The organism is Brevibacillus sp. AG162 (assembly GCF_006715575.1).
GTDB classification, from domain to species: Bacteria; Bacillota; Bacilli; order Brevibacillales; family Brevibacillaceae; genus Brevibacillus; species Brevibacillus brevis.
In genome coordinates this window covers 211,868-238,645 of sequence record NZ_VFNO01000005.1, presented here as the reverse complement: position 1 = coordinate 238,645, position 26,778 = coordinate 211,868, and the positions used below count along the sequence as shown (strand labels likewise).

The following is a 26,778-nucleotide window of genomic DNA, read 5'->3' as shown; positions in this document are numbered from 1 at the left end:
TGACAAGACCATCTCAGGCTGAAAAAGCTGAAGGATGGTCTTTTTCTATTTGCGAAGCAGAAAAAATAAAATCTCATGAACCATTTCACCGCCTCTATCATCTATACTAATAGCAACCAAATATTGGAGATAAAAGGAGGCTTATGCAATGTGAGCATCAAGAGGGAAGTTCAGCAAGACATTCAGCTAGCCCAGGACGGTAGCGCAGAAGCTTTTGCCAGAGTCATTCAATTGTACGAGCGTACCTTGTATGGCTTGGCACGGACCTATGTCGGGCGGGACGAGGATTGTGCCGATGTGGTGCAGGATACGGTAATGAAAGCATTCAGAGCCATTCGAACGCTGCGAGAGCCTGCTTATTTCAAAACATGGATGATCCAAATTCTCATAAACGAATGCAGACAGTGGCAGCGAAAAAAGAAACGAAGTCCAACCGTAGAGTTGTCTCCGACACAAATAGAGGAGAAAGCGGTACAGGCTTCCTACGAAGCCATTGAACTAACAGAGGCAGTATGGAAGCTGGAGCATGAGCTGCGCATCGTCGTTTGGCTTCACTATTACGAGGATTTGCCGATTAAAGAAGTCGCCTCGCGAATAGGTGTCCCGGAAGGCACAGTGAAATCCCGGCTGCACCGGGCTCGCGTGCTGCTTGCAGAAGAGCTGGAATCCTCCCAGGAAAGGAACGTGGACCATGACCCGAATTTCATGCGGAAGCTGAGTCTGGATGACTTCGCTCCGCTATCAGCCGCTTAAGTACACAGATGTCCAAAAGAGAGAGAAAGGGCCGAAATTGCGATGATTCATAGATTGGAATCAAATGATTATGCAAAAATCAGAACGCTGCTGACACCTGATAACGTGAACGATTTGACCATCCATGCGATTATCAATGGGACAAATCGAGGAGTAATTTACGTGGATGATGTGGAGCAGCCTCGGACAGCATTGATCGATCAAACCGGCGTGATCAGCATTTTCGTAGGGGATGCTGCCAATGAAGCGTTTACAGCGGATCTGGGTGCCTTTATCGAGGGAGAATTGCGCAGATATACGACCGAATCATGCGGGGGCACTCATTTTCTGGCAGTTGTGCCAGATGAAGCGTGGGAAAAGGCAGTGACCAAAGCTATCTCGCATCGAGAGATCGAAACGGATTGGGAATATTACTACCAGTTCAATCCCGAGCAATTCCAAGCGCGAAAGATCAGCTACCGCCCTCTGCCCGAAGGATACACGTTGAAAAGAATCGATGCAGGTGTCATTGAAAATGATCCTGACAACATTCTGATCGAGATTGTAGAGGAGTTCTATCATTCGGTGGATGATTTTTTGCAGTGGGGTGTAGGTTTCTGTGTATGTAAAGGAAATACGATTGTAAGTGCTTGCCTGTCTTGCTGCGTCCATGAGCGTGACCATGAGATTAGCGTGGAAACGTACGAGGAAGCCGACATGAACCAAGGCTTTGCGACGCTTGCTTGCGCGGCATACCTGGAGCATTGCTTGGAACATGGACTGACACCGCACTGGACCACGCTGGAAACGAACGAGGAGTCAGTACGTCTGGGGACAAAGCTAGGATTTGAACCGAAAGAAAAGTTAAAATACTGGAGTTCGAATATTAAAACGATACAGGTATCCATGGGTTGTCGAAATCACTTCGGCAACCTTTTTTGCTAGGAAAGGAGGAGAATCAAAAGGGAAAAACGAGGTGAAAAGTGAATATTTTGATTAGTTACAGAAACGAACAGGAATCATCGGACAGCGATTGAGAGGGAACAACCAATGAATATGGCATTAATGGTTCCGTTGACGGAGCGGACGGCTGTTTTGATCGTGGTGGCCTTGCTGTTTACACGTGTACGTGCATTCCGCAGCATATTGAACCAGCAAGCGACGTGGCGGGAAAAAGCACTGATGGTCGTCATTTTTTCCGCGATTTCCATACTGGGTACATACAATGGCATCTGGTATCAGGATGCGATTGCGAATTCACGCGTGATCGGGACTGTCGTGGCAGGCTTGCTGGCTGGTCCTTGGGTAGGGCTGATGACTGGACTGATTGCGGGGATTCATCGCTATTCATTGGGGGGCTTTACGGATTTGGCATGTGCCATCTCGACGATCAGCGAGGGCTTGTTTGCGGGACTCATCTATCAGTACCGCCGTAACCGCAGCAAAAAAATCGGATGGACGACAGCACTCGTCGTTGGTTTCTTGGCGGAGTGGCTGCAAATGGGAATTGTCTTGCTCATCGCCCGGCCTTACGCAGACGCATTGGCATTGGTGCAGGCCATTAGTGTACCGATGTCAGTCGTCAACTCGGTCGGAATTGCTATTTTGATCATTATTATTGATTTGGCGAAAAAGGAAGAAGATCGGATTGGGGCACTCCAGGCCCAGCGAACGCTGCAAGTAGCGGACAAAACACTATCTTACTTGCGTCAAGGACTGACGTCTGATTCTGCCCAAAAGGTAGCAGAGGAAATATTGCGGACGACGCGTGTAGCAGCGGTAGCGATTACCGATACGCGCTCCGTACTTGCGCATGTTGGCGCAGGCTCGTCCCATCACGTAGTGGGAGAAGGCATAACGACCAAGGCGACCCGTGAAGTTTTATCGACCAAAGAAGTAAAGATTGCCCAGACAAAGGAAGAGATTGGGTGCAGGGAGACGAATTGTTCCTTGCGCTATGCGATTCTCGTACCCCTGATGCGAAGACGTGAAGTGGCGGGCGTGCTCAAGCTGTATCAGGATCGCTCTCGCAAACTGTCGGCAGTGGACTTGGAACTCGTGCGTGGATTGGGGAACCTGATATCGAGTCAGCTCGAACTGGCTGAGCTCGAGAAGCAGTCCCGCCTGTTGGCAGACGCAGAAATCAGAGCCTTGCATGCGCAAATCAATCCGCATTTCTTGTTCAATGCGCTCAATACGATCGTGTCGTTTATTCGCTTCCGTCCCGAACAGGCGCGTGAACTGTTGATTCATTTGGGGGAGTACTTCCGGCGTAATTTGCATGACTCTGGGGGATATGTCAGTCTGGCGCGTGAGCTGGAGCATATCGAAGCGTATTTGGCCATCGAGCGTGCGAGGTTCGGGGACAAGCTGCATGTAGAGTACGACATCGAGGATGGCGTAGAGCGGTTTACCGTGCCAGGACTGATTTTGCAGCCGCTGGTAGAGAATGCGGTCAAGCACGGGCTGTTGCCCAAGCGCGAAGGAGGAACTGTCGTGATTCGTGCCCGCCGCAAAGAAAAGCAAATCGTCGAACTGACAGTGGCAGATAATGGAGTCGGAATGGAAGTGGACCCATTCGAGCCAGCCCTAGATGAGAAGATTGCAGGACGGCAATTATCCGGGATCGGTCTTGCCAATGTAAAAAGCCGTCTCCAGTCGCTCTACGGAGAACCGTATGGAATCGTGATCGAGAGCAAAAGCGGGAGCGGCACAACATGCACCATACAATTACCGATAGGGGTGAACGTCAGTGCTCAAAGTGTTCATCGTCGATGATGAGACACCTGCCAGAGAAGAGCTGCGGTATTTGCTGGAGCAGTTTTCGGAAGTGTCCGTAGTAGGAGAGGCGGGCAGCGGGGAAGAGGCGTTGGAAGCGGTTCTTCAGACAGAGCCGGATGCGGTCTTTTTGGACATCCATTTGCAGGACAGAGATGGCGTAGATGTGGGGCAGGAGCTTCTGGAATCCATGGTCAATCCACCTGTCATCATCTTTGCAAGTGCGTATGAATTCCATGCGGTCCGAGCATTTGAGGCCGAAGCCGTTGATTATATCGTCAAGCCGTTCAGCGAAATGCGACTGGAAAAGACGATGAACCGGGTACGAAAAATGATGCGGAAAAACGAGCCTGCATTGGACGCGTCACCGCTGCTGGAGGAAAGGCTGCAGTCCCTTCTGCAAAATGTGTTGGTCGATACTCAGCCGCGTCGTGTCCCGGTGGAAAAAAACGGTAAGATCATGCTGATTGATCCAAACGAAATCGTCTATGCCACCTTGGAAGGAAGGTATGCGAGCATTTATACAGCAGGTGAGCAATATGCGACCACGTTTACGTTGCAGGAGCTGGAGAGCAGGCTGTCACGCCAGCAGTTTTTTCGGACGCATCGCGCTTTTATTGTCAATTTATCCAAAACAGCAGAGCTCGTTCCTTGGTTCAAAGGCTCGATTCATCTAGTCATGCAGGATCATCGCAAAACAGAAGTGCCTGTCAGCCGCAATGTCGTAAAGGAATTGAAGAAACGACTGGGGTTTTAAAGCAAACAGACCAATCCTGCATCCCGTTTGGGAGGGGAGGATTGGTCTGTTTTTTTTCGACTGCTTACATGGGATAGTCATCGTTTTTCTTGCGTGTCACCATGATTCCGCCCAGTACGATCAGGAGCAAGCCGAGAATGCCGCCTACTTGGGTAGAGGCCAGATTCGCGATCAAAAATACGACGGCAAGAACGGTGAGGATGCCAATGGGGATCAACAGAGCAGGTTTGCGATTGCCGAATATGTACAGCTCGGTAAGCCCCACGGCAGGACCGATCAGGAAGAAGGGCCACGTTGTGCTCATATCCCCGCCAAAAAAAAGCTGGCTGAAAAAGAAGAGTGGGGCATAGACAAGCAAGATCCCGCCCGGTACGAGCAATCCAGCGCGATTCGGCTTTGGGTTCATAAAAAAGAAAATATGAAACCCGATACCTGGGATGAGAAGGAAGACTGGCCATAGCATGTCCATTGCAAGCGGTACGTTCAGGTAAGTAGCCAGAACAAAAATCGCTCCGATTCCGATAATGATGTAACCCCCGATTTGTCGCATGTACGTATTCTCCTTTTTGGTCTCCATACCAATTTATGTCTAACTTTAACATATTGTGGGGACAAATGGATCAGACTCGGGGCGGAGGCTTTCTACGTCCTAAAATTGAAACGCTTACACTCAAGCGAGGATGGTGCAGCTTGTGCTTGTTTTTGTACGGTTCAGCCATTTTTTATGTTGGCAATTTGTCCGATGTGATACGTTTTTCTAAGGTTCATTGCCTGAATATTTGATAAATAGAAGGAGGCGACTCGGATGAAGAAATGGTTTCTTTCCCTCCTGATTTGGGGCGGGATAGCCGCATTGGGTGCTGTCGGATTCGGGATGATAGCGCTCTGGCAAGGGGAATCAGTCAACTCGTTCTGGTTACTGACAGCCGCATTCTGCACTTATGCTGTAGCTTATCGTTTCTACAGCAAATTCATAGCCAAGAAATTAATGGCGCTCGATGACAATCGCGCTACACCGGCAGAAGTGAACAACGACGGCAAAGACTTCGTGCCAACGAACAAATGGGTGTTGTTTGGGCACCATTTCGCTGCGATTGCAGGTGCAGGTCCGCTCGTAGGTCCTACGCTGGCCGCGCAAATGGGATATTTGCCGGGAACGATCTGGATTATCGTCGGGGTCGTAATTGGTGGAGCGGTGCAGGACTTTATCATTCTGTTCGGATCGATGCGTCGCAATGGAAAGTCTCTCGGCCAAATTGCCAAGGAAGAGATCGGTCCTGTAGGCGGAGCGCTTGCTTTGGTTGGCATTATTGCCATTATGATTATCCTGATTGCTGTTTTGGCGATGGTTGTGGTTAACGCTCTTGCTGAATCGCCGTGGGCTACCTTCACGATATTCATGACGCTTCCTATCGCAATATTGATGGGCTTGTACATGCGGTACATACGACCCGGGCAGGTATTGGAAGGCTCGATTATCGGGCTTGCCCTGCTGTTCTTTTCCCTCTGGCTCGGTCAAATCGTTGCTGCCTCTCCAACATGGGGACCAGCCTTCACGTTTTCCAAGGTACAGCTTGCCTGGATGATTATTGTGTACGGCTTTATTGCCTCGGTTTTGCCTGTGTGGCTGCTGCTGGCACCGCGCGATTACCTCAGCTCGTTTTTGAAAGTAGGGACGATTGCGGTATTGGCGGTGGGAATCGTGCTGACGCTGCCACCGTTGCAAATGCCAGCACTGACGAAATTCATTGATGGAACTGGCCCTGTTTTCGCAGGAAATCTGTTCCCCTTCCTGTTTATTACCATCGCGTGCGGAGCCGTATCGGGATTCCATTCACTCGTATCATCCGGAACGACGCCGAAGATGATCGCGAAGGAATCGCATGCGCCATTGATCGGTTATGGCGGGATGCTGATGGAGTCTGGAGTCGCCGTTATGGCGATGATTGCTGCATGCGTGTTGACTCCGGGCGTCTATTTTGCGATCAACTCGCCTGCCGCAGCGATTGGTGTAGACGCAGTCCAGGTTGCGACGACGATAACGGGCTGGGGCTATACAGTAACCCCTGACCACTTAACGACTCTCGCCAACGATATTCAAGAAAAGACGATCCTGTCACGGACGGGCGGAGCGCCGTCACTGGCGATCGGGATGGCGACGATTTTCTCCGGTGTATTGGGCGGCAAGGCATTAATGGCATTCTGGTATCACTTTGCGATTTTGTTTGAGGCCGTATTTATTTTGACGACGATCGATGCGGGAACGCGTGTCGGACGATTTATGGTACAAGACATGCTCGGCAACGTCATCCCGAAAATGAAGGAAGTCAACTGGCTGCCAGGCAATCTCGTTGGTTCTGGCATTATTACCATCGGCTGGGGATATTTCCTGCTCCAAGGCGTCATGGACCCATTGGGAGGCATCTACACCCTGTGGCCGCTCTTTGGTATCGCCAACCAGATGCTCGCCGCGATTGCGTTTACGGTGGGAACGACGATTATTTTCAAAATGGGCAAAGCGGCCTACTCATGGATCACGCTCGTACCGATGGCTTGGCTGACGACGGCTACGCTGACAGCGGGCTGGCAAAAGCTGTTCCATCCTGATCCAAAAATCGGGTTCCTCTCGCATGCAGAAGCATTCCAAAAGGCACTGGATGCCGGTACGCTGCCAAAAGGAGTAAAAACGGTGGAGGCTGCACAAAAAATGATCTTCAACGACCAGATCGATGCGGTGGTATGTGCGATCTTCATGGTCATTACGATTGGGATCATTCTCGACGGAGCGCGGGTATGGATCAATATTCTCCGCGGCAAGCACTATCCGTTGCAGGAGTCGCCGTACATCAAGTCCAAAGGAAATGTATTTGACGGGAAAGGACATCACGTAGCATGAGGCGCAAGCTAAGAGCCATGCGAAAGGCAATGCGCAAAGTGAGCTCTGCTATTAAAACGATTTTCGGAATGCCCGACTATGATCGCTATCTCGCCCATTGGTACGAGACGCATGGGGCACCGGGTATCTTTCCGATGACAGAGCGTGAGTACTACATGTACGCATTGACCGAACGATTTGAAAAAGGTGGCGTAACGCGCTGCTGCTAAAGTGGTTATGTAAAAGAGGGTGTCTCCCCGGTCAGAAAATGACGAGGGAGACACCCTTTTTCAATAATTCGGGCGCTGGGAAAAACAAAGACATTTCAGGCGCATTCCCCGTGGCTAACGTGTGGTGTAACAGCAGGTAAAGTATGGTACACTAAACAATATAGCATGGCCGTTTTTTAGCACGAGCTGTCTCAGCATTTTCAAATAAAACATCGAAGCCTCTCTTTCTAGAAGAAAGGGGCGTGCTTTGCGAAAAAATAAGTCAAGTTTTAGGTGGCGATACGTGTGCAAGCATCAACACTGGCGGCTCTCAAGGAGCTCGCTTTGCAATGCGCCCGTTCAGCGGGTGAGCTGAGTCTGAAGCGAATGAAGGAGCCTTTTACCGTCGAGTATAAAACATCAGCCTCCGATCTTGTTACAGCCGTAGATAAAGAAGTGGAGAATCACGTCATTCAGATGATTCTTGCCCGCTTCCCTGATCACGGCATTCTTGGAGAAGAGAGTGCACATGCGGAGGACTACAAGCAGTATGACACGCTTTGGGTCATTGACCCGATTGATGGCACGACCAATTTTGTTCATCAGCAAATCAATTTTTCCGTCTCCATTGCCGTCTACCATAAGGGAGAGGGAATGGTCGGAGCGGTTTACGATCCTTCCAGAGACGAGTTGTTTTATGCGGTAAAAGGGGAAGGGGCTTTTCTCAATGATCGTCCCTTGCAGGTGAATCGAGCAGTGAGCTTGGAACAGGCTTTGTTATGTACGAGCGTATTTTGGAACAAGCGTGCTGAGCAGATCGGCGTCGACTTGATCGTGAAAAAGCTTGCCGGGAAGGTTCGCGGAATGCGCCTGTTAGGAAGCGCCGCTCTGGAGATGGCGTATGTGGCTGCGGGAAGACTGGATGGCTACGTCAGTATGCAGCTCAATGCGTGGGATTTCGGGGCAGCTCGCATTATTGTAGAGGAAGCGGGCGGCCGCGTGACGACCATGATGGGGACACCACTGCCGTACGATCAGAAAAGCAGCGTGATGGCTTGCAACCCGACTTTTTATGAGGAGCTGCAGCATTACCTGAAATCGGAACATACCGATGTACCTTCACAAAATTAAGTGTCACAAGAACCCGCTGGACATGCGCATCCGGTGGGTTTTCTTTTGCTGTGCATATTGGGTTTTCGTTTGGACGTCGGTTGCATATGCTATAAAAGCATAGCCGGAAACGAGCAGCAAGTGTATTTGTTACGACGTCGGCTTGTCCGAATAAGGGGGAATAACCATGACCCTGATCGAGGAAAGTGTAAAGTTGATCCTTCAGCATCAAGCGAGTACCGGGGCGTATCTCGCTTCACCCGCATTTGTCCACTATCAGTATGCGTGGCTCCGTGATGGAACATTTACGGCCTACGCGATGAACCGTACCGGCAGCCATGAGAGCGCCCGCAAGTTCTACCAATGGTGCGATGATGTGATCCGAAAGCATGAGACAAAGGCAAGAGCAGCCATTACGGCAGTAAAAAAAGGCTTTGATAAAAATGATGCGGGGAACGACCGCTTTTTGCATACGCGCTATACAGCTGACGGCGAAGAAGTAACAGGCGAATGGGGCAGCTTTCAGCTAGATGGCTACGGGACATGGCTGTGGGGGCTGGCTGAGCATGTGCAGATGAGTGGGGAGCATGACTTGATTCACGAGCTGAAGCCTTCTATTGAACTGACGATTGACTATGTAGTGACGTGCTGGCAGCTCCCTAACTTTGATTGCTGGGAAGAAGGGGGAGACCGAATCCATCCGGTGACGCTAGGAGCCATTTATGCCGGGCTCAAGGCGATGGAGCCTTATTTGTCCGACCGAGCTTCCGAACTCGCTTGGCAAGGAGAGACCATTCGCCAATTTATACGCGAGCATGGCACAGCCAACGGGCGATTGATAAAATCAGTCGGGGATCATTCTGTAGATGCAAGTCTGCTCTGGCTGGCACTGCCGTATGGGATTGTCACCGTAGATGATCCGCTCATGATCCGGACCGTGCAGGCCATCGAAGAGGAGCTGCGCGCAGGGTACGGCGTGCATCGCTACCCGGCTGATACGTATTACGGCGGGGGACAATGGCTGCTGTTATCTGCGTGGTTGGGCTGGTATTACGTGAAAACGGGCAGGCGTGAAGAAGCGGAAAAGATAGCCGCGTGGATTATTTCTCAGCGGCAAGCGAGCGGACTGCCTGAACAAGTGCAGGAGCATTTGCTTTCTCCGGCGCATTATGAGAGGTGGGTCGAGAGGGCAGGACATCCCGCTGTGCCGCTCCTTTGGTCGCATGCGATGTTTCTCGTGTTGGCGGCAGAGCTCGGTATGCAGCACTAGCCAGGAAGAGGCTCTTCCTGGCTTTTCTTATTACTGACATCTATTGACACCATTTGTTGCTATGCTCATCTCAGGACCGAACAGAGTGGCGTTCAACCGGGATAAAAATGACACAGAGCATGAAGCTCTTTACGCAGCCAGTCGATTAGTTCAGCAGGCTCCTCTACTGTCGCTTCTCTTCCCAGACCAAGTACAAACCGGGCTACCCAATCTATTTCGGAGAGAGCGACGGTGTCGGTAATGAAACCGGAGCCATCTGCCAGAAGCGTAATCTGATTACCGAATTGATGGTGGCTTTCGGCTAGTTTACAGCCTTTTCTCGTCAAACGAATTCGCAGGGGAAGCTGCTCTGGTTCTTCATACTGCGAGACATGCGGATCAGGGACGACGGAAGGGGCATCGACAATCGTCATGGCTTGGATGCGGTCAACACGCAGCTTGACTGTGCATCCCCTGAGAAAGCAGAAGCATTTGCAGTACCAGTAGCCATCGAAGGCATACAAATAATCGGGCTGAATGATTCTGGTGCTTTGTCGGTTGAGAGAGTCGTACGCAATTTCCACAGTTTGTTGTGACAGAGCAGCATCCAACAGCGGCCGCAAAAAGGGAGCCTCCACCCTTCTGCTCGGGTTCGTCACCCGCAGTTTTTTGCGAAGCTGCTCTACTCTAGTCAAAGGATCTGTGGGAAGACTCGCAAGCAGCTTGGCGATCACAGACAAAGTTTCTTTTGCAAATGGCTTATCTGTATAGGAGAGAAGAGCTTCATACGACAAAATCAGAGCAACGGCTTCCTCTGTCGTGAGGGCAAGGGGCGCCAGCTGATGAGATCGAATCAGTCTGTATCCACCGCCAGGACCGGGGGAAGCTTGCAAGGGCGCACCTGCCTCGCTGAGCAAGTGCAAGTCACGCAGCATGGTTCGTTTGGACACGGACAACGTATCGGCTAAGTCACCCACGGTAAAGGTTTTTCCTGTGTGGAAAAGCGCAAGCAGTTCAAGTAAACGACCTGTTCGGTTCATACGTATTCCTCGCTTAAGCTAAAACGAATGAAAGGATGAGTCAACGTGAAGTCACTGACGGTTTATCAGCAGGAGACAAGGTTGCATGTGTTGGAAGGTGAGCGAAATGGTGAAACGATTTTGTTCTTGCACCCCCAAGGAGGGACCTCGTCCATCTGGAACGACATGTTACCTTATTTTTCAGAGGATTTCCACATCATTTGTATGGATCTGCGTGGGCATGGCCAATCTGAGCATGCGGCTACTGGCTACGATATCGGTACGCAATGTGAGGATATACGGGCAGTTCTCGATCATACAGGAGTAGAAAGAGCCCATCTGATTGGCAATTCTCTCGGCGGAGACAGAGCCAAAGCTCGATGTGAAGCTCTCTCTCATCCAAAAGGTTACGAGGCATCCGCAAAGCAAAACGGTAGTCATTCCAAATTCCAAGCACTTGATGCCGATCGATGCGCCGCTAGCAACAAGCATGGAAATATTGGCGTTTCTAAAAGGCTTGGTGCTTGACAGTCCTTCTGGATAACCGAGGCTTCATCGTGGAGAGCAGAACACCGATAAGCGTCACAACGCCACCAGCCATCGTCACAAGCGTAGGACCTTCACCCAGCCACACCCAAGCAATCAGAAAAGCAAGCACTGGCGTCATGTAAAGGGAGGTAGTAGCCTCCGATGTACCAACGACAGAAGTCACATAGGCGAGGGACAAATAAGCAACAACACTAGGGAAAATGCCCAAATACACAACACTGAGTGTCACATCCCAAGGCGCTTGGGCTATCGCTGTGCCAAGCCCGGGCAGAAAGAAGAGCATACATAAGGTACCTGCCCATAAGGTGTAGGCGGTAAACGCGAAAACGCCGTATTTTTCTACGAATGGCTGCTGAAACGCAAAGTAAATGCTTTCGCTAATGGCTGCCAACAAAATCAAGAATATTCCGTCTGTTAATAGAAGAGTCTCCCCTGTGCCAATCGAGCAGATGGCGACTCCGAGAAAACTGATCAGTGCACCTACCCAGCCTCTCACACCGAAATGCTCCCGGAAAAATAGGAGAGCGAGGAGAGCCGAAAAGATCGGCGTCGTCGTGACCAAAAGGCTGGCTACACCTGCACTTACAGTCATCTCGCCGTAGTTGAGTGCTGTATGGTAAACGGCGAAACCCAAGCCCCCAAGCATAAGGATAGCTGGGACATCCTTTAACTCCGGCAGACGGATGCGGAAAAAGAGTGCGAGTATCCCGAGAAAAAGAGAGCCGATCAGAAAGCGAAGCAGCGACAGATGCTCCGGCGAGTAGGCTTGCAGCCCAACGCGAATACCAGCAAAGGCCGAGGCCCATAACAAAATGCTGATGGCATGTGCAGCGAAAATACGACTTCTGACATGATGAAACAAGATAACTTCCCTCCTTTGAATGAAAAAACCAACCAGCTATTCACTGCTTCTTCTTTCTTTTTCATGGTAATCAAGAAGTGGTAAAATATCTGCAACCACTCGGCTATCAAAAAAACCAACCACTTTTACCTACAAAGATGAGGAAGACAAAGGGGATCGATCAGGTTGCACAGAGAGAAACGGTTGCCGAAATATCGGAAAATTATTGATTTTATCAAAGAAAAAATTTCGACAGGAGAATGGCCGATTGGCAGCAAAATCCCCAGCCAACGCGAATTGGCACAATTGTTCGAGGTCAATCGGAGCACGGTCATTGCTGCATTGGAGGAGTTGACCGCAGACGGGTTGATCGAGGGAAAGCTGGGGATGGGCACTGTCGTCGTCAACAACACCTGGACACTGTTGGCTACGACACCACCTCCGGATTGGAGTGAGTATGTCCGATCTGGATTGCACAAGCCAAGCATGACGGCGGTTCAAGAAATCAATAAGCGTGAATTCCAGGCAGACCTGATTCAGCTGAGCAAAGGCGAGCTCTCCCCAGACATGTTTCCAGTCGATGCGATGAAGCAAGTCATGGAGCGGGTGACGAGGAATCTAAGCGGATTTGGATATGAAGAGCCGAGAGGGTACCTCCCCCTGCGCCAAGCGGTCAGTGATTATGTCGGACGACAAGGAATTGCAGCTTCACCGTCTTCTGTCTTAATCGTGTCTGGTGCATTGCAGGCGCTCCAGCTGATTTCGGTCGGGTTATTGCATCGAGGTTCAACCGTGTTTTTGGAACAGCCTTCGTATCTCAATTCCTTGCATGTGTTCCAGTCGGCGGGGATGGAGCTTGCGGGATTGCCGATGGATCGTCAGGGGATGATTGTACAGGCGATCTATGCGAGGCGAAAACAGGAGCATGGTGCGATTCTGTACACCAATCCTTGCTTTCATAATCCAACAGGCATCCTGATGACAGAAAAACGCCGGCTGGAGCTGCTGCGGGTATGTGAAGAAGAGCGTCTGCCGATTATCGAGGATGACATTTACCGCGAGCTGTGGACGAAAGAGCCTCCACCGCTGCCGCTTAAGGCAAGAGATAAACATGGACATGTCCTGTACATTGGGAGCCTGTCCAAGACACTGACCCCCGGCTTGCGGATTGGATGGGTAGTGGGGCCTGAGCCAGTTATCGAACGTCTGGCCGATATCAAGATGCAGACGGACTACGGTGTCAGCTCTCTATCGCAACGTGTGGCGGAGGAGTGGCTGGCGAGTGGCTTGTATGAAAAGCATATGCACAAGGTCAGAGAGCAGCTTGTTACGAGACGAGCGGCTGCCATCCGGGCGCTTACGAAGCACATGAGTGAACTCGCGACGTGGGAAGTGCCTGCCGGAGGATTTTTCATCTGGCTGAAAATGAACGGAAAGCTCTCGATGATGGAGCTCTTTACAGCAGCCAAACGCCAGGGCATTCTGCTGAATCCGGGCAATATTTACGGGGAGACGCAAGAAGGATATGTGCGGCTGTCGTATGGGTACTCGTCGATCGCCGATTTGGAATCCGGTATCGAAAGACTGGGTCAAATCGTCCGCGATTTGAGATAAAAGCAGAGGAAAGGTGGGGATGGAAGAAAATGGGGTATATAGAAATCACGAAAAAGAATATAGAAACGGAGCACATATGCTGTGCATTAGGTGCAAAACAATACGAGAATGCAGTAGCCGAGAAGAAGAAGTGGCTGACAGAGCGAATGGATGAAGGATTGGTTTTTTATCGCTTGGATGAGCGGGCAAAAGTGTTTATTGAATACTTGCCTGCGGAAATGGCATGGGTTCCTATTGAAGCGCCCAATTATATGTATATCAACTGCTTGTGGGTGTCTGGCAGATATAAAGAGAACGGGTATGCGAAACAATTGTTGCATCATTGCAAGGAAGATGCCATCAAACGAGGCATGGACGGAATCGTTCATATCGTAGGGAAGAACAAGTACCCGTATTTGAGTGAGAGACGTTTTTTTGAACATATGGGGTTTGAACTGGCAGACCAAGCAGAACCGTATTTTCAATTAGTGGCATGGAAATGGAATGGACAAGCTGCTATGCCGTCCTTTAAGAAAACAGGAACGACTTCTTCAAAGGAGAAAGGTGTCACCATTTATTACACAGCACAGTGTCCATTTGCTGTTGGTGTTTTGGAAGAGCTGAGAAAAGTAGCGGAAGCGAAAAGTGTCCCCTTTCATGCGTACAGGTTGACAACGAGAGAAGCAGCACAGAACGCGCCTGTCATATGGACGACCTTTGGCTTGTTTTATCATGGTGAATTTATTACCCATGAAATCATGAGTGCCAACAAATTTGAAAAATGGCTAACAGAGCATCTTGCACACCAAAAGCCCCGCCAATCCCAATAGGCGAGGGCTTTGTTCGTGAGGCTACTTGCTCGTTGGCGTGAAGTCCATGCCTTTTACATATTGCTGGCTGTGAACGGCGAACTCTGCCGTGAGTGGGGAGATCGACTGCCAGTTGCGCACCGCGAGCACCACTTCCCTTGTAATCGGGGGTGACAGAGGGATCGCTACAACCTTGGGGATGACAGGCGGCATGTACAGCTCAGGCATGATGGTGACGCCGATATACTCCTGAACCATGGTCAAAATCGTATACACCTCACGTACTTCAAACGTAACCGTTGGATTAATGTGATTCTCTTGCAGCATTTTTCGGATGCAGCCATCCTTTGGCATGATAAAACAACGCTCCGCGATTTCGGAAAAACGAAGGGTCTTACTGTCTTTCAACGGATGGGTATCTGGCAAAATAACCATCATTTCGTCTTGCAAGAGCGGCAACGTTTGCATTTCCTTATCAGGCAAAACGGTAAAGGCAATGTCGACAACCGAGCTGTGCAGCCAGTTGCTAATTTCATCACTATCGCCTTCCAAAAGCAGGATGTCCACGGCCGGAAACCGCTTGCGAAAGCCGCCCAAAAGTCCGGGCAAGAAGCGGGAGGCAACGCTGGGGATCGAGGCAATGCGCAGGGTGCCGGACGAAATCCCGCGTGCCACGTTTGCTTCCTCCGTCATGCAGGATGTGATGTTCAAAATGTCGCGAGCGTGCGCAAGCATTCGCTCTCCGATGCTCGTCGGAGTGATCCCGCTGCGACTTCGCTGAAAAAGACTGACGCCTAGCTCTTTTTCCAGGGCCTGAATCATTTGCGAGACGGCAGATTGCGTAAAGCCGATTTCTTCTGCTGCCCGCGTAAAGCTTCCAGCTTTTGCTGCGGCGACAAACACTTGCAGTTGGGTAAGCGTCATGTCTCCTTGTTCCTTTCATTAGTTTTCTCTAATGAAAAATATTATAAATCATTGTTTTACTAATGGAAAAGAGCTTCGTATAGTAAAAGGCATCACCACCAAGAAAATACGAGGAGGAACATAGATGCATCCCGAATGGCAGCGAATTGCAAATGAATTTATCGAGGCGACCTCTTACCGGGTGGGCGAGCTGGAAAAAGGCTGGGCCTCTCGTTACGATTTTTCCAAAAGACCGGCGACGTATTTGCGCTATGAAGAGGTATTTACCCGCATTGACTTGGGCAAGCCGGAGTTTCCAGCGTCCGTGGATTTGTGGGAGGTCCTCGCCAATCGAAGATCCAAGCGTAATTTCTTGAAGCAGCCCATGACACTTAACGAATTGAATCTCCTGCTGTGGGGTACACAGGGCATCACAGATGATATGGGAGACTATCAATTACGCACGACTCCGTCTGCAGGTGCCTTGTATCCGATTGAGACGTACCTGATGATTAACAACGTGGAGGGACTGGAGAAAGGTCTGTATCACCTGGATGTACAGAATTGGTGCTTGGAGGGACTGAAGAGAGAAGACACATCCGAGATCGCCTATCTGTTCACGGAAGAACAAGAGGTGACGAGACGGGCTGCTGTCAATTTTGTTTGGACAGCGATGGTGGATCGCACGAAAGACAAATACAAAGAGCGTGCGTACCGCTATATTTGGTGGGATTCCGGGCACGTGTCGCAGAACCTGCATTTGGTAGCAAACGGACTGGGGCTAGGGGTAACGACGATTGGTCACTGGATGGATCATGACATGAACGAGTATTTAGGCATTGATGGCACGTCCCATTTGTCTGTTTTGATGGCATCAGTAGGCAAAATCGCAGGTGGACATTGGCTGACGGACCGTCGACCGGAATAAGCAGCAAAAAAGGATGGGCATAAGAAGCCGCATCCTTTTTTCATTCACGATGGTGTGCCAAGTGGGATGTCATGTGCAGAAAGTGTATCGCGCAGAACGGTCGCCATGAGCTGGTAGCCGAGGACATGCGGATGAAGCCCGTCGTCAGCCAATTCCTTGCGCAGTGTGATGCCATCTGCGTCCGTCATGCGGGAGTGATAATCGACATACAGACAGTCTGCTTGTTTTGCAAAAGCTTGAAAACGTTCATTGATAGCGACGACGAGCTCGTTTCGCTCACGGTTGCGTGCGTATCGGTCCATACAAGTAGGCAAGAGGGAACAAAGAATGGGCTGAATGCCTTGCTCGAGAGCCGCATGCACCATTGCTTCTACATCACTTGTCACTTGCTGGCAAATTTCTTGGGGTGTCAGTCGGTCGGAAGGCAAGAATGTATCCAACGCCCACGTATTGTTAATCCCGATCATGATCACCACGTAACGTGGCTTCAATTGAAGGACATCCGCGGCAAAACGTCTGCGGGCCTGTTCGGTTGTGTCACCGCCGATTCCACGATTCACAATCGTCTTACCCGACCGACCAAAAAAGGTAGCGAGATCCCACCAATGCGTGATGGAATCGCCGAAAAAAACAAAATCGACGGGCTGCTGGTGGAAAAGCAGTGCTTCATTATGAAAGTCAAATTCGTTGCGTCGCCTGTCTGCTGGCGCATCGATACTGAAAAATCCGGGCTTTATGAGAGCTGGGCGCTGTTCGTCCAATCTACATCCCTCCTCGTCCAAAAGTTTACCATATCCCTGGAAGCGTGGTGTGCAGTTTCGTTTACTTCTTACTTGATTTTGCCGAGTGTTAGCGATAACATATGTTCTGAATAAGACTGATAACCATTATCAAAGTGTGGAAGTCTAAGAGAAGAGGGTGACCGTTGTGTCCATTGCCAAAATCATTCGAGAGCGCCGCTCTATTAAAAAAGATTATAAACCAGATACTGTGTCCGAAGAACTTGTTCTGGAGCTGTTGAATGACGCAGTGTACGCGCCAAACCATGGTGTTCGTGAGCCGTGGAGATTTATGTTTGTATCTTCAGGGAAAAAAGAAGCGTTTGTAGAGAAGTTGATCACCTGCTATCCTCCAGAGGCCCATCAGGCGCGCAGAGACATGTACAACCAACCGGCAGCTTATTTGGTCGTTATCATGAAAGAAGATCCGCGCCAGAAACAATGGGAAGAAGATTTCAGTGCGACGGCTGCTCTCATTCAAAACTTCCAGTTGCTCGCATGGGAGCGTGGACTAGGTGTCGTCTGGAAAACAAACGCGCACAACTGGGACCCGAAGGCACACGCCATCTTGGGGGTTGCGCCAGGAGAGAAAATCGTTGGTTTCCTGCACCTCGGTTTTTTCGATCAGGAAAATGTACCAGCAGCACGCACGCGCACACCTGCCGAAGAAAAGTTCACTCGGTTCGAATAAACGAAAAAAACGAGACCATTCGAAGGTCTCGTTTTTTTGCCATTACTTTGCTGCTGCTTCCTGTGCTACGACTTTTACCATGCTCGAAATGATCCCCAGATGGATGGACTCGTGCATGACGGCAAAGTTAAAGACTTCTCCAACCGTTGTAAACTGGAAGGGACCCATTGTAATGGGGGCTGGCAAAGCTGCCTCTAGCTCAGCAGGGGTGACGGAGGACAACAGTTCTAGCTGTACAGACAAATAGTGAATCAGCTCATCTTTCGAGGGTGGTGCAGTCGTCCAGTCAGAGGGCTTCGTTCCCGTCTGAAAAAGAGTAGCGTAAGAAGCGGGCAGGTCGGACTGGTAGGGCAAGCCGATGGATAGGAAATGCTGAAAACAAAAGACGATGTGGCCGATATTCCAGCGAAGTGTATTTGAAAAAGCGGGGGATTGAACATCCAATAGCTCCTCAGGAATCATGGGAATCTGTTGCAGGCCAATTTGACGAACGGATGTGGCTGTAGTGATCATGCTTTGAGACATGAGACAAAACCTCCCTATCATTTTCCTATGATTGACAGTGATCTTACCGTCAACTAAAGTGTACGTCGTAGGGGAAATCGCAACAATCATGCTTTTCCGATTAGAATGATTAGTAAAAATGATAATGGGCGTAAGAGGTGAGGCAATGGAGCTCAGGCAATTGGAGTATTTTATGGCAATATGTGAAGAAATGCATTTTTCCCGGGCATCAGAAAAGCTGTGTACCTCGCAGTCCAATCTCAGCCAGCAAATCAAGTTTTTAGAGAGTGAGCTGGGTGTCCCGCTGTTTGACCGTTTGGGCAAGCGAATCGCCTTGACGGAAGCAGGGAAGGTATTGCTGGAACAGAGTCGGCATGTTTTTTCCCATATCGACTACGCACGAGAAGCGATTGCTGCCATGAAAAACAACGAAGGAGGCACGCTCACGATCGGTGTCCTGCCTGGAGATGCTGACTTGTTGTTTGATGCTCTTCTTGTAGAATTCCACCGCTTGTATCCGAAAACATCCTTATCCGTCATTGAGTCTACAAGAATCGTGGAGCAAATCATATCCGGCGAGATTGATTTGGGCGTGACTGTTTTACCTGAGCCGGATGAGAGAATCACTGTCATTCCACTGTTTCATGAAGAGTTCGCACTGGCAGTTCATACCGCACATCCACTTGCCAAGGAAAAGGCAATCAAATTTGAGCAGCTTCAAGATGTAAAAATGGTGATGTTTCCGCCAGATCATCAAGCGAGACAGCTCATCAATCGCTATTGCCTACAGGAAGGCTTTCGCTTGCAGCCCCATATCGAAACGACCACACTCCTGTCTCTATTGACTCTTGTAAAAAAGGGGATCGGGGGCTGTATCCTGCCTAGCTTATTGCTGCAAAACGTAAACGACGACGGGATTGCGATCATCAACCTCGTGAGTCCCACACCCAGCCAAGACATCTGTCTGATCTATCGCACGGACAAATATATGGGGTTCGCCGCTCGTACCTTCATCGATACACTACAAGCGTATATTCAATCGGCCATCGACAACGCCCATGCTTCCACCACAAATAAAAATCACTCGTAAGATTTTCCTTTCCTTGGTAAAATGCATATCATTACGAGCCTTACGATCTGGTCGATGGGAGGAAGTTTACATGCATCCAAAAAAAGTCCCCCGTTAATCCCGAGGTCCTCCATTCATGTATTTGTGTCAGCTCACCCCAAAATATAGCAAGGGAGATGGACGTCAATGAACATGAATGGACCTGTAAAAATTTCTCGAAGTGAACGATTTCAAACCTGCCAAGAAATTGCTGCGCGATTGCATGAAGTGTACAAAGAAAAAGTTCTCGCCATTGGGGTGTATGGTTCCATTTCTCGAGGGACAGACGGCCCTTATTCGGATATCGAGATGTTTTGTGTACTAGAAGAATCAGGGGAAGAAATAGAATTTAGCTACGAATGGTCAGCGGGACCTTGGAAGGCTGAAGTCAATGTATGCAGTGCAGATGTTTTGCTGAACACTGCCGCTACTGTCGAGGATGATTGGCCGCTGACACATGGCCCATTCTTTTCTCCGCTGAGTCTATATGATCCAAAGGGCTTTTTTGAAACGTTCAAAAAAGCAGCAGAATTACCATCGCAGGAAGATTTCACAGAGGGAATCAACGGTATTCTCGTAGGGGAAATGTACGAGTTTATCGGCAAGTTGCGAAACGTAAATCTAAACGGCCCACATACCTATCTGCCCTACTTGGCCATGCAGTTTGCCCAATACGGTGCAATGTTGATCGGGCTGCACAACAGGAAGCTTTACTCGACAGGGGCCAAGGTTTTGCCGGAAGCGCTGGAATTGCCGAATCGTCCGGCTGGATTCGATCAGGTAGCCAGATTGGTAATGGCGGGAGATTTGACTGATCCAGCAAAAATCGTTACCGCTTGCGAAGCATTCTGGGATGGTCTCCAAGAGTGGGCTGCTCAGCATCAGTATGTGATTCATTCAGAGCGAATCCCTTTTTAGTCGATAAAAAACAATACGAGACCCCTTTCACGAGGGGTCTCGACTTACCAAGAAAGCCTTGCTTCCTAGCGAGGCTTTTGTTGTTGGGCTTACTCAACTTTGCCGCTCAAATGCTCATGAATGAGCTTCCATTCATCTGTCTCTGTTTTTGTAAAGATATTCGTGGCTCTGCCACTTCCCGTGACGAATTCCCCGTTGTAATAGCCTTGATATTGATACGTATATACACAGCTTGCGGATCTTTGATCGACAGCAATCCACTGGACATCCGTAGCCCCATAGACTTCATCCTTGATCAGATGCCATGCATTTTCAAAGTAAGCGCGGATCTCGCTCATGGATGTACAAGTCTTGTCAGAAAACCAGTAAATGGCATTCGGATGGAGCACTTTTTCTACATTGGCAAAGTCATGTGTATTAGTAGCGTCAATATATTGCGCTAACGCCTGTTTATACTCTTCCACGAATAATCCCTCTCTCCGCTAAAATGGTCTATTTATCCATATTTTATAGGTTTGCGGCAATGAAAAAAAGCCCGCCCGATGTAGAAGGGGGCTATTCGGGCGGAAATGGAGGACGTAATGTCCATCGTAGGGTCTGACACATTCATGATAGATGTCTGATGTTAAGGAAGAGTAGAGAGAACATGAAGCATTTGTTAATTTTAGGTTTTTTGTATAAATGCTGAGGGGCAAGCACCCGTTTTTTCCTTTTTGATCGCTGGAATAGACAGGCATCCATACAGGAGAGATGCGGTTGTCATAAGCTGAATGCAGTACTGATCCTTGCCAGCAGATCGGTGCGTCCATCTGATCTCAACGAGAGGAGAGGAAGATTATGGGTTGCAATCGCGGTGGCTTTTTTGGGGGCGGTTTCCTTTGGATTCTCATCATCATTTTTCTCGTAATTGCCTTCCTTGATGAGTAAGGCTTCATAGTAGAGAAAAGACTCTGTGCTCTTATACAAGAGACAGAGTCTTTTTTCTGGTCATTACTTCAAATGCTGCAAAAACTGACGTGTGCGTTCCTCACGCGGCTGTGCGAACAAATGGGAAGGTGTATCTCGCTCGACGATGACGCCTTGGTCCATGAAAATAACCTCGTCGGCAACTTCCCGGGCAAACCCCATCTCGTGCGTGACGACGATCATCGTCATTCCTTCCTGGGCAAGCTCCTTCATCACCTTCAACACTTCGCCAACGAGCTCCGGGTCGAGAGCGGAAGTAGGCTCGTCAAATAGCATGACTTGCGGGTCCATCGCCAGTGCGCGGGCAATCCCTACGCGCTGCTGCTGTCCGCCTGACAACTGTGCAGGAAAATGGTCCAGCTTGTCACCGAGACCTACTTTTGTCAGGAGAGCAGCGGCTTTCGCACGCGCTTTTTCTTTGTCTTCTTTTTTGACAGTGATAGGCCCCTCCATCACATTTTCAACGGCTGTCATGTGCGGGAACAGATTGTAGTTTTGAAACACCATGCCAGTCTGCTTCCGCAGCTTCGGAATACTCGTTCTCTCTACTTTTTTGGAGAAGTCCAGCTTGACGTCGCCGATCTGGACGCTGCCGCTGGTCGGAACCTCAAGTGCATTCAGGCAGCGAAGCAAGGTTGTTTTCCCGGAGCCAGAAGGACCGATGATAACGACTACCTTTCCTTTTTCTACCGAGAGGGAAATGCCTTTGAGTACATGTAAGGTGTTGAATTGTTTATGCACATCCGTGATCGTAATCATGCGTTTTCACCTGCTTTTTAGACATAACGGTCCAGCTTGTTTTCGATGCGATCCTGGAAAATGGAGAGTACGAAGCAAATCACCCAGTAAATAAGGGCCGCTTCCGCATAGACCAGCAGCGGCTCATATGTCGCAGCGACGACTTCTTGGGCTTTGCGAAACATCTCTGGTACCAGAACGACTGAAGCCAGGGAAGTATCCTTGACCAAACTAATAAACGAGTTGGACAAAGGAGGAATGGAGACGCGAGCTGCCTGTGGGAGCACGACTCTGCGCAGTGCTTGCCAGTAGGTCATCCCCAGGGAGTAGGCTGCTTCCCATTGCCCTTTGTGAATGGACAAGATCGCGGCACGTACCACCTCGGAGGAGTAGGCACCGACGCTGAGAGAGAAGCCGATGATTGCCGACGGTATCGGGTCGATCATCAAGCCGATGCTCGGCAAGCCGTAAAAAATGATGAACAATTGGACCAATAAAGGGGTACCGCGAATGATCGATACATAAAAGCGCGCGATGGCAATCAGTGGCTTTATGCCGGATAGACGTGCCAGCGCAGTGAGAACCGCAATGATCAGACCAATGAAAAAGGAAGCGATGGCGATTGTCAAAGAATAGAGCAAGGCTCCTTTCAACAGAGGAAGAAAGGAGCTTTGCGCGATATCGATCCATCGGTTCAGGCGTTCTGGGTTTTCAAAGAAGCTATTTAGAGACATCTGCACCAAACCATTTCTCTGATATTTTTGCGAGGGTACCATCTTTCGCCATGTCATCCAGTGCTTTGTTGAATGCATCAACCAGCTCTGTGCTGCCCTTGCGGAAGAGGAAGCCGTTTTTCGCTACGTTCGGATCTTTTGCGATGATTTTGATAGGAACATCAGGCTTTTGCTTCATGAAGTCCAACAGGGAAATCCCGTCGTTGATCGTAATGTCTACACGCTTGGAAACAAGCAAGTCAATCGCTTGGTTAAAGCCTTCCACACCGACGATTTCCGCTCCGTTTTTCTTCGCGATATCTGTGAGGTTGCTCGTCAGTGTTTGCGCTGCTTTCAGACCTTTAATATCCTCGAAGCCTTTTACGGTCGTGTTGTCTTTATGAGTGACGAGGACCGCTGTGGATACGGTGTATGGATTGGAGAAATCGTATTTTTCCTGGCGATCAGGGCGAATACCTACCTGATTCGCTACGACATCAAAGCGCTTGGAGTCAAGTCCAGCGAACATCGCATCCCATTGTGTTTCTTGAAAAACAGGCTCTACACCGATGCGCTTCGCTACCTCTGTCACGACCTCCACATCATAGCCCGTCAGCTTGCCAGACTGATCGTGGAACGTAAACGGCGCGTACGTGCCCTCGGTTCCGATCAAAATTTTACCTTCGGCTTTTACTTTTTCCAACAAGTTTTGTTCTTTTTTCTCTTCTGTTGGGGCAGGAGCGGCACTATTTTGCGGCGGCTGTCCCGTTGAAGACGAACCGCAACCTGCCAATGCGACTAACAGAGTGGAAGCGAGAAGGGAAAATAATAGTTTTTTCATAAATTAACCCCCACTAAACCGATGTGAAATTGAATAGGATCATACTAAAAGGGACAGACAATTTTGTCAACGCCTAAGAATTTATTTAAATTCTTAGGCGCATGAAAACTTACCGCATAAACGCGGTCGCTCCCCCTTGCGTTTTCCTCGATAAAGGTTTTCTTCAGGTTTAAGAATTACTTCGTGATATCCTCGCCGAACCATTTGACGGAAATTTTGGAAAGAGTGCCGTCCTGCTGCATCTCATCGAGCACCTTGTTAATCGCGTCAGTCAGTTCTGTGCTTCCTTTACGGAACATGAAAGCGGTTGGTTGGCCGTCTGCATTTTTCGCCACGACTTTGATTGGCGTATCCGGTTTTTGCTTCAGGAAATCAAGCACCGACAAATTATCGTTGATCACCACGTCCACACGTTTTTGCGCAATCAGGTCAATCGCTTGATTGAAGTTGTCTACACCGACGATTTCTGCCTCATTGGCGCGTGCGAGATCAGCGTAGTTGCTGGTCATGGATTGTCCAGCTTTCAAACCTTTAATATCCTTAAATTCTTTGACAGTTTCGTTGTCCTTGTGTGTAACCAAAACCGCACGGGAAATCGTATATGGCTTGGAGAAATCGTATTTTTCCTGACGATCAGGACGGATTCCTACCTGGTTGGCAATGACGTCAAAGCGCTTGGAGTCAAGCCCCGCAAACATGGCATCCCACTGGGTTTCCTGGAATACAGGCTCTACACCGAGCCGCTTGGCAACTTCCGTGACAACCTCTACATCATAGCCGGTCAATTTGCCCGACTGATCATGGTACGTAAACGGAGAGTATGTACCTTCCGTACCAATGACGAGTTTCTTCTCGGCTTTCACTTTTTCCAGCAAATTTTGCGAAGCTGCTTGATCAGCAGGCGGAGTCGTATTATTCGGCTGAGAAGGTGAACCGGAAGTGCTGCAGCCAACCATTCCCAGTAGCAGACAAGATAGTAAGGTAGACAGAATGACTTTTTTCATGTTGTAATCCCCTTTATGTTAATCGGATTTCATGGATTCATAGTAGTGGTCGTTCATGCCTTTGTCAATGTTTAAATTGTTAAATCCTATTTGATTACTTTGAATTGGGATCTATGCAGCTGCGGTGAGGAGAAGAATATTTCCAGTCTAGGCTCCAGGCTCCGTCCTGCTGGGGGGTGAGACTGTCCGCTCCGAAGGGATTTGCGGGGAAACGCAAAAGTGGTAGCCGCTTCGACGTAGGGGCACGTTGCGTTTCTTTTGCCCGCAAATCTCTTCTCCGCTTGGTAGGACTCCACAAGTCGCTACGTCTGGAAATGTTCTTCTCTAGCGTAACTGATGACATTTCTTCCATTCTTTTAAATCTCTAAAAGCCTGTTTAAACACGGAAAGCTCGTAGAGGAAACAGGAGAAAACAGCGAAGATCTTTGGTACACCGACCGAGACGGAATGCAAAAAGCGAAACACGCCCTTAAGCGTCCACCTCTGAATTACAACCTGGAATGACCACTTTGGACGCGGTTTCGCTTTTTGCATGGAGGCGGGCAGTGAATCCCACAGCGGGTGGGACAAGAAGCTGAGCGTTTTCTCCTGTTTCCTCCCCACCACTACAGTAACGTTATACTTGTTATCTCTTTTAAGATTCTCCATTCATGCGGTGGCTATGTGCATGAGAGGAAACTTGGCGCAGAAGTAGTGGTTGAGGTTCCTCGTCAAGAAGCGTACAATTAGTACGAATTGAAAGGCCTACAAGCAATGACGTGCTTGTTCTTCATAGGAGAGCGCACCGACAAAAGGAGTCAACCAACATGTTAAACGACTGGCGTATGTATACAGATGGAAGTGGAATGGAGCAAAAGCATGTAGCTTGGCATGAAGTGCTGAAGGAAATCGCCCAGCTGGATGGAGTCACACGGACGTTGGTTCACGCAGCGTATGGAGACCATGTGGATTTGGTCGTAGCAGGCGGGAACAACGGCAAAGTATTGGTGCAATGGAAAGAACACGAGCCGGCTGAGCAGCACTTTGTACTTGCGGCAGACAAGCAATCGGCGGTGATGTCCACGCTCGTCATCGAGGGTAGTGAGGTTGCCTTTCCCCTTTCCTGGTGTGTTCCGCTTGAGCAGGTTGTTCCTTTGTGCGGAGATTTGCTAAGAACATGTGAAAAAGGGGAGCCGACGGGACTCGAATGGCTTCCGGTAGAAATGTAGGCAGGAGGGCAGCATGGAACTACAAACGTTGCAGCAGTCCATCCTCATCATGGCCGTCATCATTGGGATCGGTAGCTTAATCGGCTACCGGCAACCCTTGACTGCGGACTCCCGCCAGCTCGTCATCACGATTATTGTGAACGTTGCCATGCCGTGCATCATTTTAGACGGGATCTTTCAGACAACCATTGATCAACAAATTTTATACCAAATTTTTGCAATATTCTTCATTTCGATCATCCTAAACTGCCTGGGCATTTTTATCGGCTGGTTAGGGGCGCGTGCACTTCCGCTTCCTGTGAAAAAGCGTCGGGAGATTGCGCTCTTGTCCGGCTTGGGGAATACAGGCTTCATCGGTTTGCCGCTTTGTGCGGCATTGTTTGGGCCTAAAGGGGCGCTCTTGGCAGCTATTTTCGACGCAGGCGTGGATGTTGTGCTATGGACAGTAGGCGTAATGATGCTCCAGGAAAAAGGAAGCTTTTCCTTGAAAGGGTTAAAAACACTCATCAACATTCCGATGATTGCGATTGTATTTGGACTCGGTTCTGCCATCATCGGGTTTGTGCCGCCTGAGCCTGTGAAGCAGCTGTTTGGAACGCTGTCCAAGCTCGCCTCTCCGTTAGCCATGATGTACATTGGTATGCTCTTGCCTATGTTTTTGCGCAACAAACCGCAAGTGTCATTGAAGCTTTTGAGTATGCCACTTGCGTTTAAATTAGTTGTTTTTCCGCTGATGACGGCGTTTCTTTTGTCCGTTTTTTCAATCGACAGCGATATCGTCAGCGTTTCCCTTGTGCAAGTAGCAATGCCCACCCTGACATTAGCCTCGATCTTGTTCGGGCGCTATGCGGCGGATGAGGAGATGGGGGCTATGACGACGGTTTGTTCCACCTTGCTGGCGCTCTTGTCCATCCCGGTTGTTCTGGTCATGGGAAATTGGCTTTTGCACTAATCTC

The 26,778-nt window shown here is 49.5% G+C and carries 28 protein-coding genes; 17 read left to right on the top strand and 11 right to left on the bottom strand.

What is annotated here, in order from left to right; genetic code table 11:
* Positions 1–150 precede the first annotated feature (150 nt).
* The 4 genes from FB479_RS17390 to FB479_RS17375 all read left to right on the top strand — a co-directional run bounded on the left by FB479_RS17390 (position 151) and on the right by FB479_RS17375 (position 4,267).
* Positions 151–753: an RNA polymerase sigma factor gene (locus tag FB479_RS17390; RefSeq protein WP_142066134.1), complete on the top strand. Its 603-nt coding sequence runs from the start codon at positions 151–153 to the stop codon at positions 751–753.
* A 42-nt stretch (positions 754–795) separates the two neighbouring features.
* Positions 796–1,677: a GNAT family N-acetyltransferase gene (locus FB479_RS17385; RefSeq protein WP_142066133.1), complete on the top strand. Its 882-nt coding sequence runs from the start codon at positions 796–798 to the stop codon at positions 1,675–1,677.
* A gap of 105 nt (positions 1,678–1,782) precedes the next feature.
* Entirely contained in the window at positions 1,783–3,510 is a 1,728-nt protein-coding gene (locus FB479_RS17380) for a sensor histidine kinase (RefSeq protein WP_142066132.1), read from the top strand.
* Positions 3,485–4,267 (top strand): LytR/AlgR family response regulator transcription factor, encoded by a 783-nt coding sequence (locus FB479_RS17375; RefSeq protein ID WP_106654429.1) that lies wholly within the window; start codon positions 3,485–3,487, stop codon positions 4,265–4,267. Before FB479_RS17380 ends, FB479_RS17375 begins: the two co-directional genes overlap by 26 nt.
* 64 nt (positions 4,268–4,331) lie before the next feature.
* Here FB479_RS17375 and FB479_RS17370 read toward each other — a convergent pair whose 3' ends face one another.
* Positions 4,332–4,817, bottom strand: a complete 486-nt coding sequence (locus FB479_RS17370) for an LPXTG cell wall anchor domain-containing protein (RefSeq protein WP_106654430.1) — start codon at positions 4,815–4,817, stop codon at positions 4,332–4,334.
* A 255-nt stretch (positions 4,818–5,072) separates the two neighbouring features.
* On the opposite strand from FB479_RS17370, the gene FB479_RS17365 reads away from it, so the two are divergent.
* From FB479_RS17365 to FB479_RS17350, 4 genes are all read left to right on the top strand, one after another.
* On the top strand, positions 5,073–7,163 hold the full coding sequence (locus FB479_RS17365; protein WP_142066131.1) for a carbon starvation CstA family protein: 2,091 nt from the start codon (positions 5,073–5,075) through the stop codon (positions 7,161–7,163).
* Positions 7,160–7,372, top strand: a complete 213-nt coding sequence (locus tag FB479_RS17360; RefSeq protein ID WP_017250626.1) for a CstA-like transporter-associated (seleno)protein — start codon at positions 7,160–7,162, stop codon at positions 7,370–7,372. Before FB479_RS17365 ends, FB479_RS17360 begins: the two co-directional genes overlap by 4 nt.
* A gap of 285 nt (positions 7,373–7,657) precedes the next feature.
* Positions 7,658–8,482, top strand: coding sequence for an inositol monophosphatase family protein (locus FB479_RS17355; protein ID WP_142066130.1), 825 nt, complete (start codon positions 7,658–7,660; stop codon positions 8,480–8,482).
* A gap of 166 nt (positions 8,483–8,648) precedes the next feature.
* Entirely contained in the window at positions 8,649–9,731 is a 1,083-nt protein-coding gene (locus FB479_RS17350; protein WP_142066129.1) for a glycoside hydrolase family 15 protein, read from the top strand.
* Between the two features lie 92 nt (positions 9,732–9,823).
* On the opposite strand, the gene FB479_RS17345 is transcribed toward FB479_RS17350, so the two are convergent.
* Positions 9,824–10,750: a helix-turn-helix transcriptional regulator gene (locus FB479_RS17345; RefSeq protein WP_142066128.1), complete on the bottom strand. Its 927-nt coding sequence runs from the start codon at positions 10,748–10,750 to the stop codon at positions 9,824–9,826.
* 45 nt (positions 10,751–10,795) lie between these two features.
* On the opposite strand from FB479_RS17345, the gene FB479_RS17340 reads away from it, so the two are divergent.
* Positions 10,796–11,257, top strand: a complete 462-nt coding sequence (locus FB479_RS17340; RefSeq protein WP_142066127.1) for an alpha/beta fold hydrolase — start codon at positions 10,796–10,798, stop codon at positions 11,255–11,257.
* Here the strand turns inward: FB479_RS17340 and FB479_RS17335 are convergent.
* A complete protein-coding gene (locus FB479_RS17335; protein ID WP_142066126.1) occupies positions 11,238–12,140 on the bottom strand; it encodes a DMT family transporter in 903 nt (300 codons plus the stop codon). The genes FB479_RS17340 and FB479_RS17335 overlap by 20 nt on opposite strands.
* Positions 12,141–12,305: 165 nt before the next feature.
* Here FB479_RS17335 and FB479_RS17330 point away from each other — a divergent pair, with 165 nt between their 5' ends.
* Positions 12,306–13,733 (top strand): aminotransferase-like domain-containing protein, encoded by a 1,428-nt coding sequence (locus FB479_RS17330; protein WP_142066125.1) that lies wholly within the window; start codon positions 12,306–12,308, stop codon positions 13,731–13,733.
* A 29-nt stretch (positions 13,734–13,762) separates the two neighbouring features.
* Positions 13,763–14,542, top strand: coding sequence for a GNAT family N-acetyltransferase (locus FB479_RS17325; protein ID WP_142066124.1), 780 nt, complete (start codon positions 13,763–13,765; stop codon positions 14,540–14,542).
* A 21-nt stretch (positions 14,543–14,563) separates the two neighbouring features.
* On the opposite strand, the gene FB479_RS17320 is transcribed toward FB479_RS17325, so the two are convergent.
* Positions 14,564–15,445, bottom strand: a complete 882-nt coding sequence (locus tag FB479_RS17320; protein ID WP_142066123.1) for a LysR family transcriptional regulator — start codon at positions 15,443–15,445, stop codon at positions 14,564–14,566.
* 124 nt (positions 15,446–15,569) lie between these two features.
* On the opposite strand from FB479_RS17320, the gene FB479_RS17315 reads away from it, so the two are divergent.
* On the top strand, positions 15,570–16,352 hold the full coding sequence (locus FB479_RS17315; protein WP_106654440.1) for a SagB/ThcOx family dehydrogenase: 783 nt from the start codon (positions 15,570–15,572) through the stop codon (positions 16,350–16,352).
* Positions 16,353–16,396: 44 nt separating this feature from the next.
* On the opposite strand, the gene FB479_RS17310 is transcribed toward FB479_RS17315, so the two are convergent.
* Positions 16,397–17,113 carry a GDSL-type esterase/lipase family protein gene (locus FB479_RS17310; RefSeq protein ID WP_142066122.1) on the bottom strand — a complete coding sequence of 239 codons (717 nt, stop codon included), beginning with the start codon at positions 17,111–17,113 and terminating at the stop codon, positions 16,397–16,399.
* Positions 17,114–17,270: 157 nt separating this feature from the next.
* On the opposite strand from FB479_RS17310, the gene FB479_RS17305 reads away from it, so the two are divergent.
* Complete coding sequence (locus FB479_RS17305; RefSeq protein WP_185746385.1) at positions 17,271–17,822, top strand: nitroreductase family protein; 552 nt, start codon at positions 17,271–17,273, stop codon at positions 17,820–17,822.
* 42 nt (positions 17,823–17,864) lie between these two features.
* Here the strand turns inward: FB479_RS17305 and FB479_RS17300 are convergent, their stop codons facing one another.
* Positions 17,865–18,347 carry a DinB family protein gene (locus FB479_RS17300; RefSeq protein ID WP_142066120.1) on the bottom strand — a complete coding sequence of 161 codons (483 nt, stop codon included), beginning with the start codon at positions 18,345–18,347 and terminating at the stop codon, positions 17,865–17,867.
* A 145-nt stretch (positions 18,348–18,492) separates the two neighbouring features.
* Here FB479_RS17300 and FB479_RS17295 point away from each other — a divergent pair, with 145 nt between their 5' ends.
* A complete protein-coding gene (locus FB479_RS17295; protein ID WP_142066119.1) occupies positions 18,493–19,416 on the top strand; it encodes a LysR family transcriptional regulator in 924 nt (307 codons plus the stop codon).
* A gap of 165 nt (positions 19,417–19,581) precedes the next feature.
* Positions 19,582–20,352 carry an ANT(4')-I family aminoglycoside nucleotidyltransferase gene (locus FB479_RS17290; RefSeq protein ID WP_142066118.1) on the top strand — a complete coding sequence of 257 codons (771 nt, stop codon included), beginning with the start codon at positions 19,582–19,584 and terminating at the stop codon, positions 20,350–20,352.
* An 89-nt stretch (positions 20,353–20,441) separates the two neighbouring features.
* Here the strand turns inward: FB479_RS17290 and FB479_RS17285 are convergent, their stop codons facing one another.
* From FB479_RS17285 to FB479_RS17265, 5 genes are all read right to left on the bottom strand, one after another.
* Positions 20,442–20,816, bottom strand: a complete 375-nt coding sequence (locus FB479_RS17285; RefSeq protein ID WP_106654446.1) for a YybH family protein — start codon at positions 20,814–20,816, stop codon at positions 20,442–20,444.
* A gap of 526 nt (positions 20,817–21,342) precedes the next feature.
* Entirely contained in the window at positions 21,343–22,077 is a 735-nt protein-coding gene (locus FB479_RS17280) for an amino acid ABC transporter ATP-binding protein (RefSeq protein WP_106654447.1), read from the bottom strand.
* Positions 22,078–22,094: 17 nt separating this feature from the next.
* On the bottom strand, positions 22,095–22,790 hold the full coding sequence (locus FB479_RS17275) for an amino acid ABC transporter permease (protein ID WP_106654448.1): 696 nt from the start codon (positions 22,788–22,790) through the stop codon (positions 22,095–22,097).
* On the bottom strand, positions 22,777–23,610 hold the full coding sequence (locus FB479_RS17270; RefSeq protein ID WP_106654449.1) for an amino acid ABC transporter substrate-binding protein: 834 nt from the start codon (positions 23,608–23,610) through the stop codon (positions 22,777–22,779). The genes FB479_RS17275 and FB479_RS17270 overlap by 14 nt, the downstream gene beginning before the upstream one ends.
* Before the next feature lie 176 nt (positions 23,611–23,786).
* Positions 23,787–24,614: an amino acid ABC transporter substrate-binding protein gene (locus FB479_RS17265; protein ID WP_142066117.1), complete on the bottom strand. Its 828-nt coding sequence runs from the start codon at positions 24,612–24,614 to the stop codon at positions 23,787–23,789.
* An 806-nt stretch (positions 24,615–25,420) separates the two neighbouring features.
* Between FB479_RS17265 and FB479_RS17260 the strand changes: the two genes are divergently transcribed.
* Positions 25,421–25,822 carry a hypothetical protein gene (locus FB479_RS17260; protein ID WP_142066116.1) on the top strand — a complete coding sequence of 134 codons (402 nt, stop codon included), beginning with the start codon at positions 25,421–25,423 and terminating at the stop codon, positions 25,820–25,822.
* A gap of 13 nt (positions 25,823–25,835) precedes the next feature.
* Positions 25,836–26,774: an AEC family transporter gene (locus FB479_RS17255; RefSeq protein WP_047071715.1), complete on the top strand. Its 939-nt coding sequence runs from the start codon at positions 25,836–25,838 to the stop codon at positions 26,772–26,774.
* Positions 26,775–26,778: the final 4 nt, after the last annotated feature.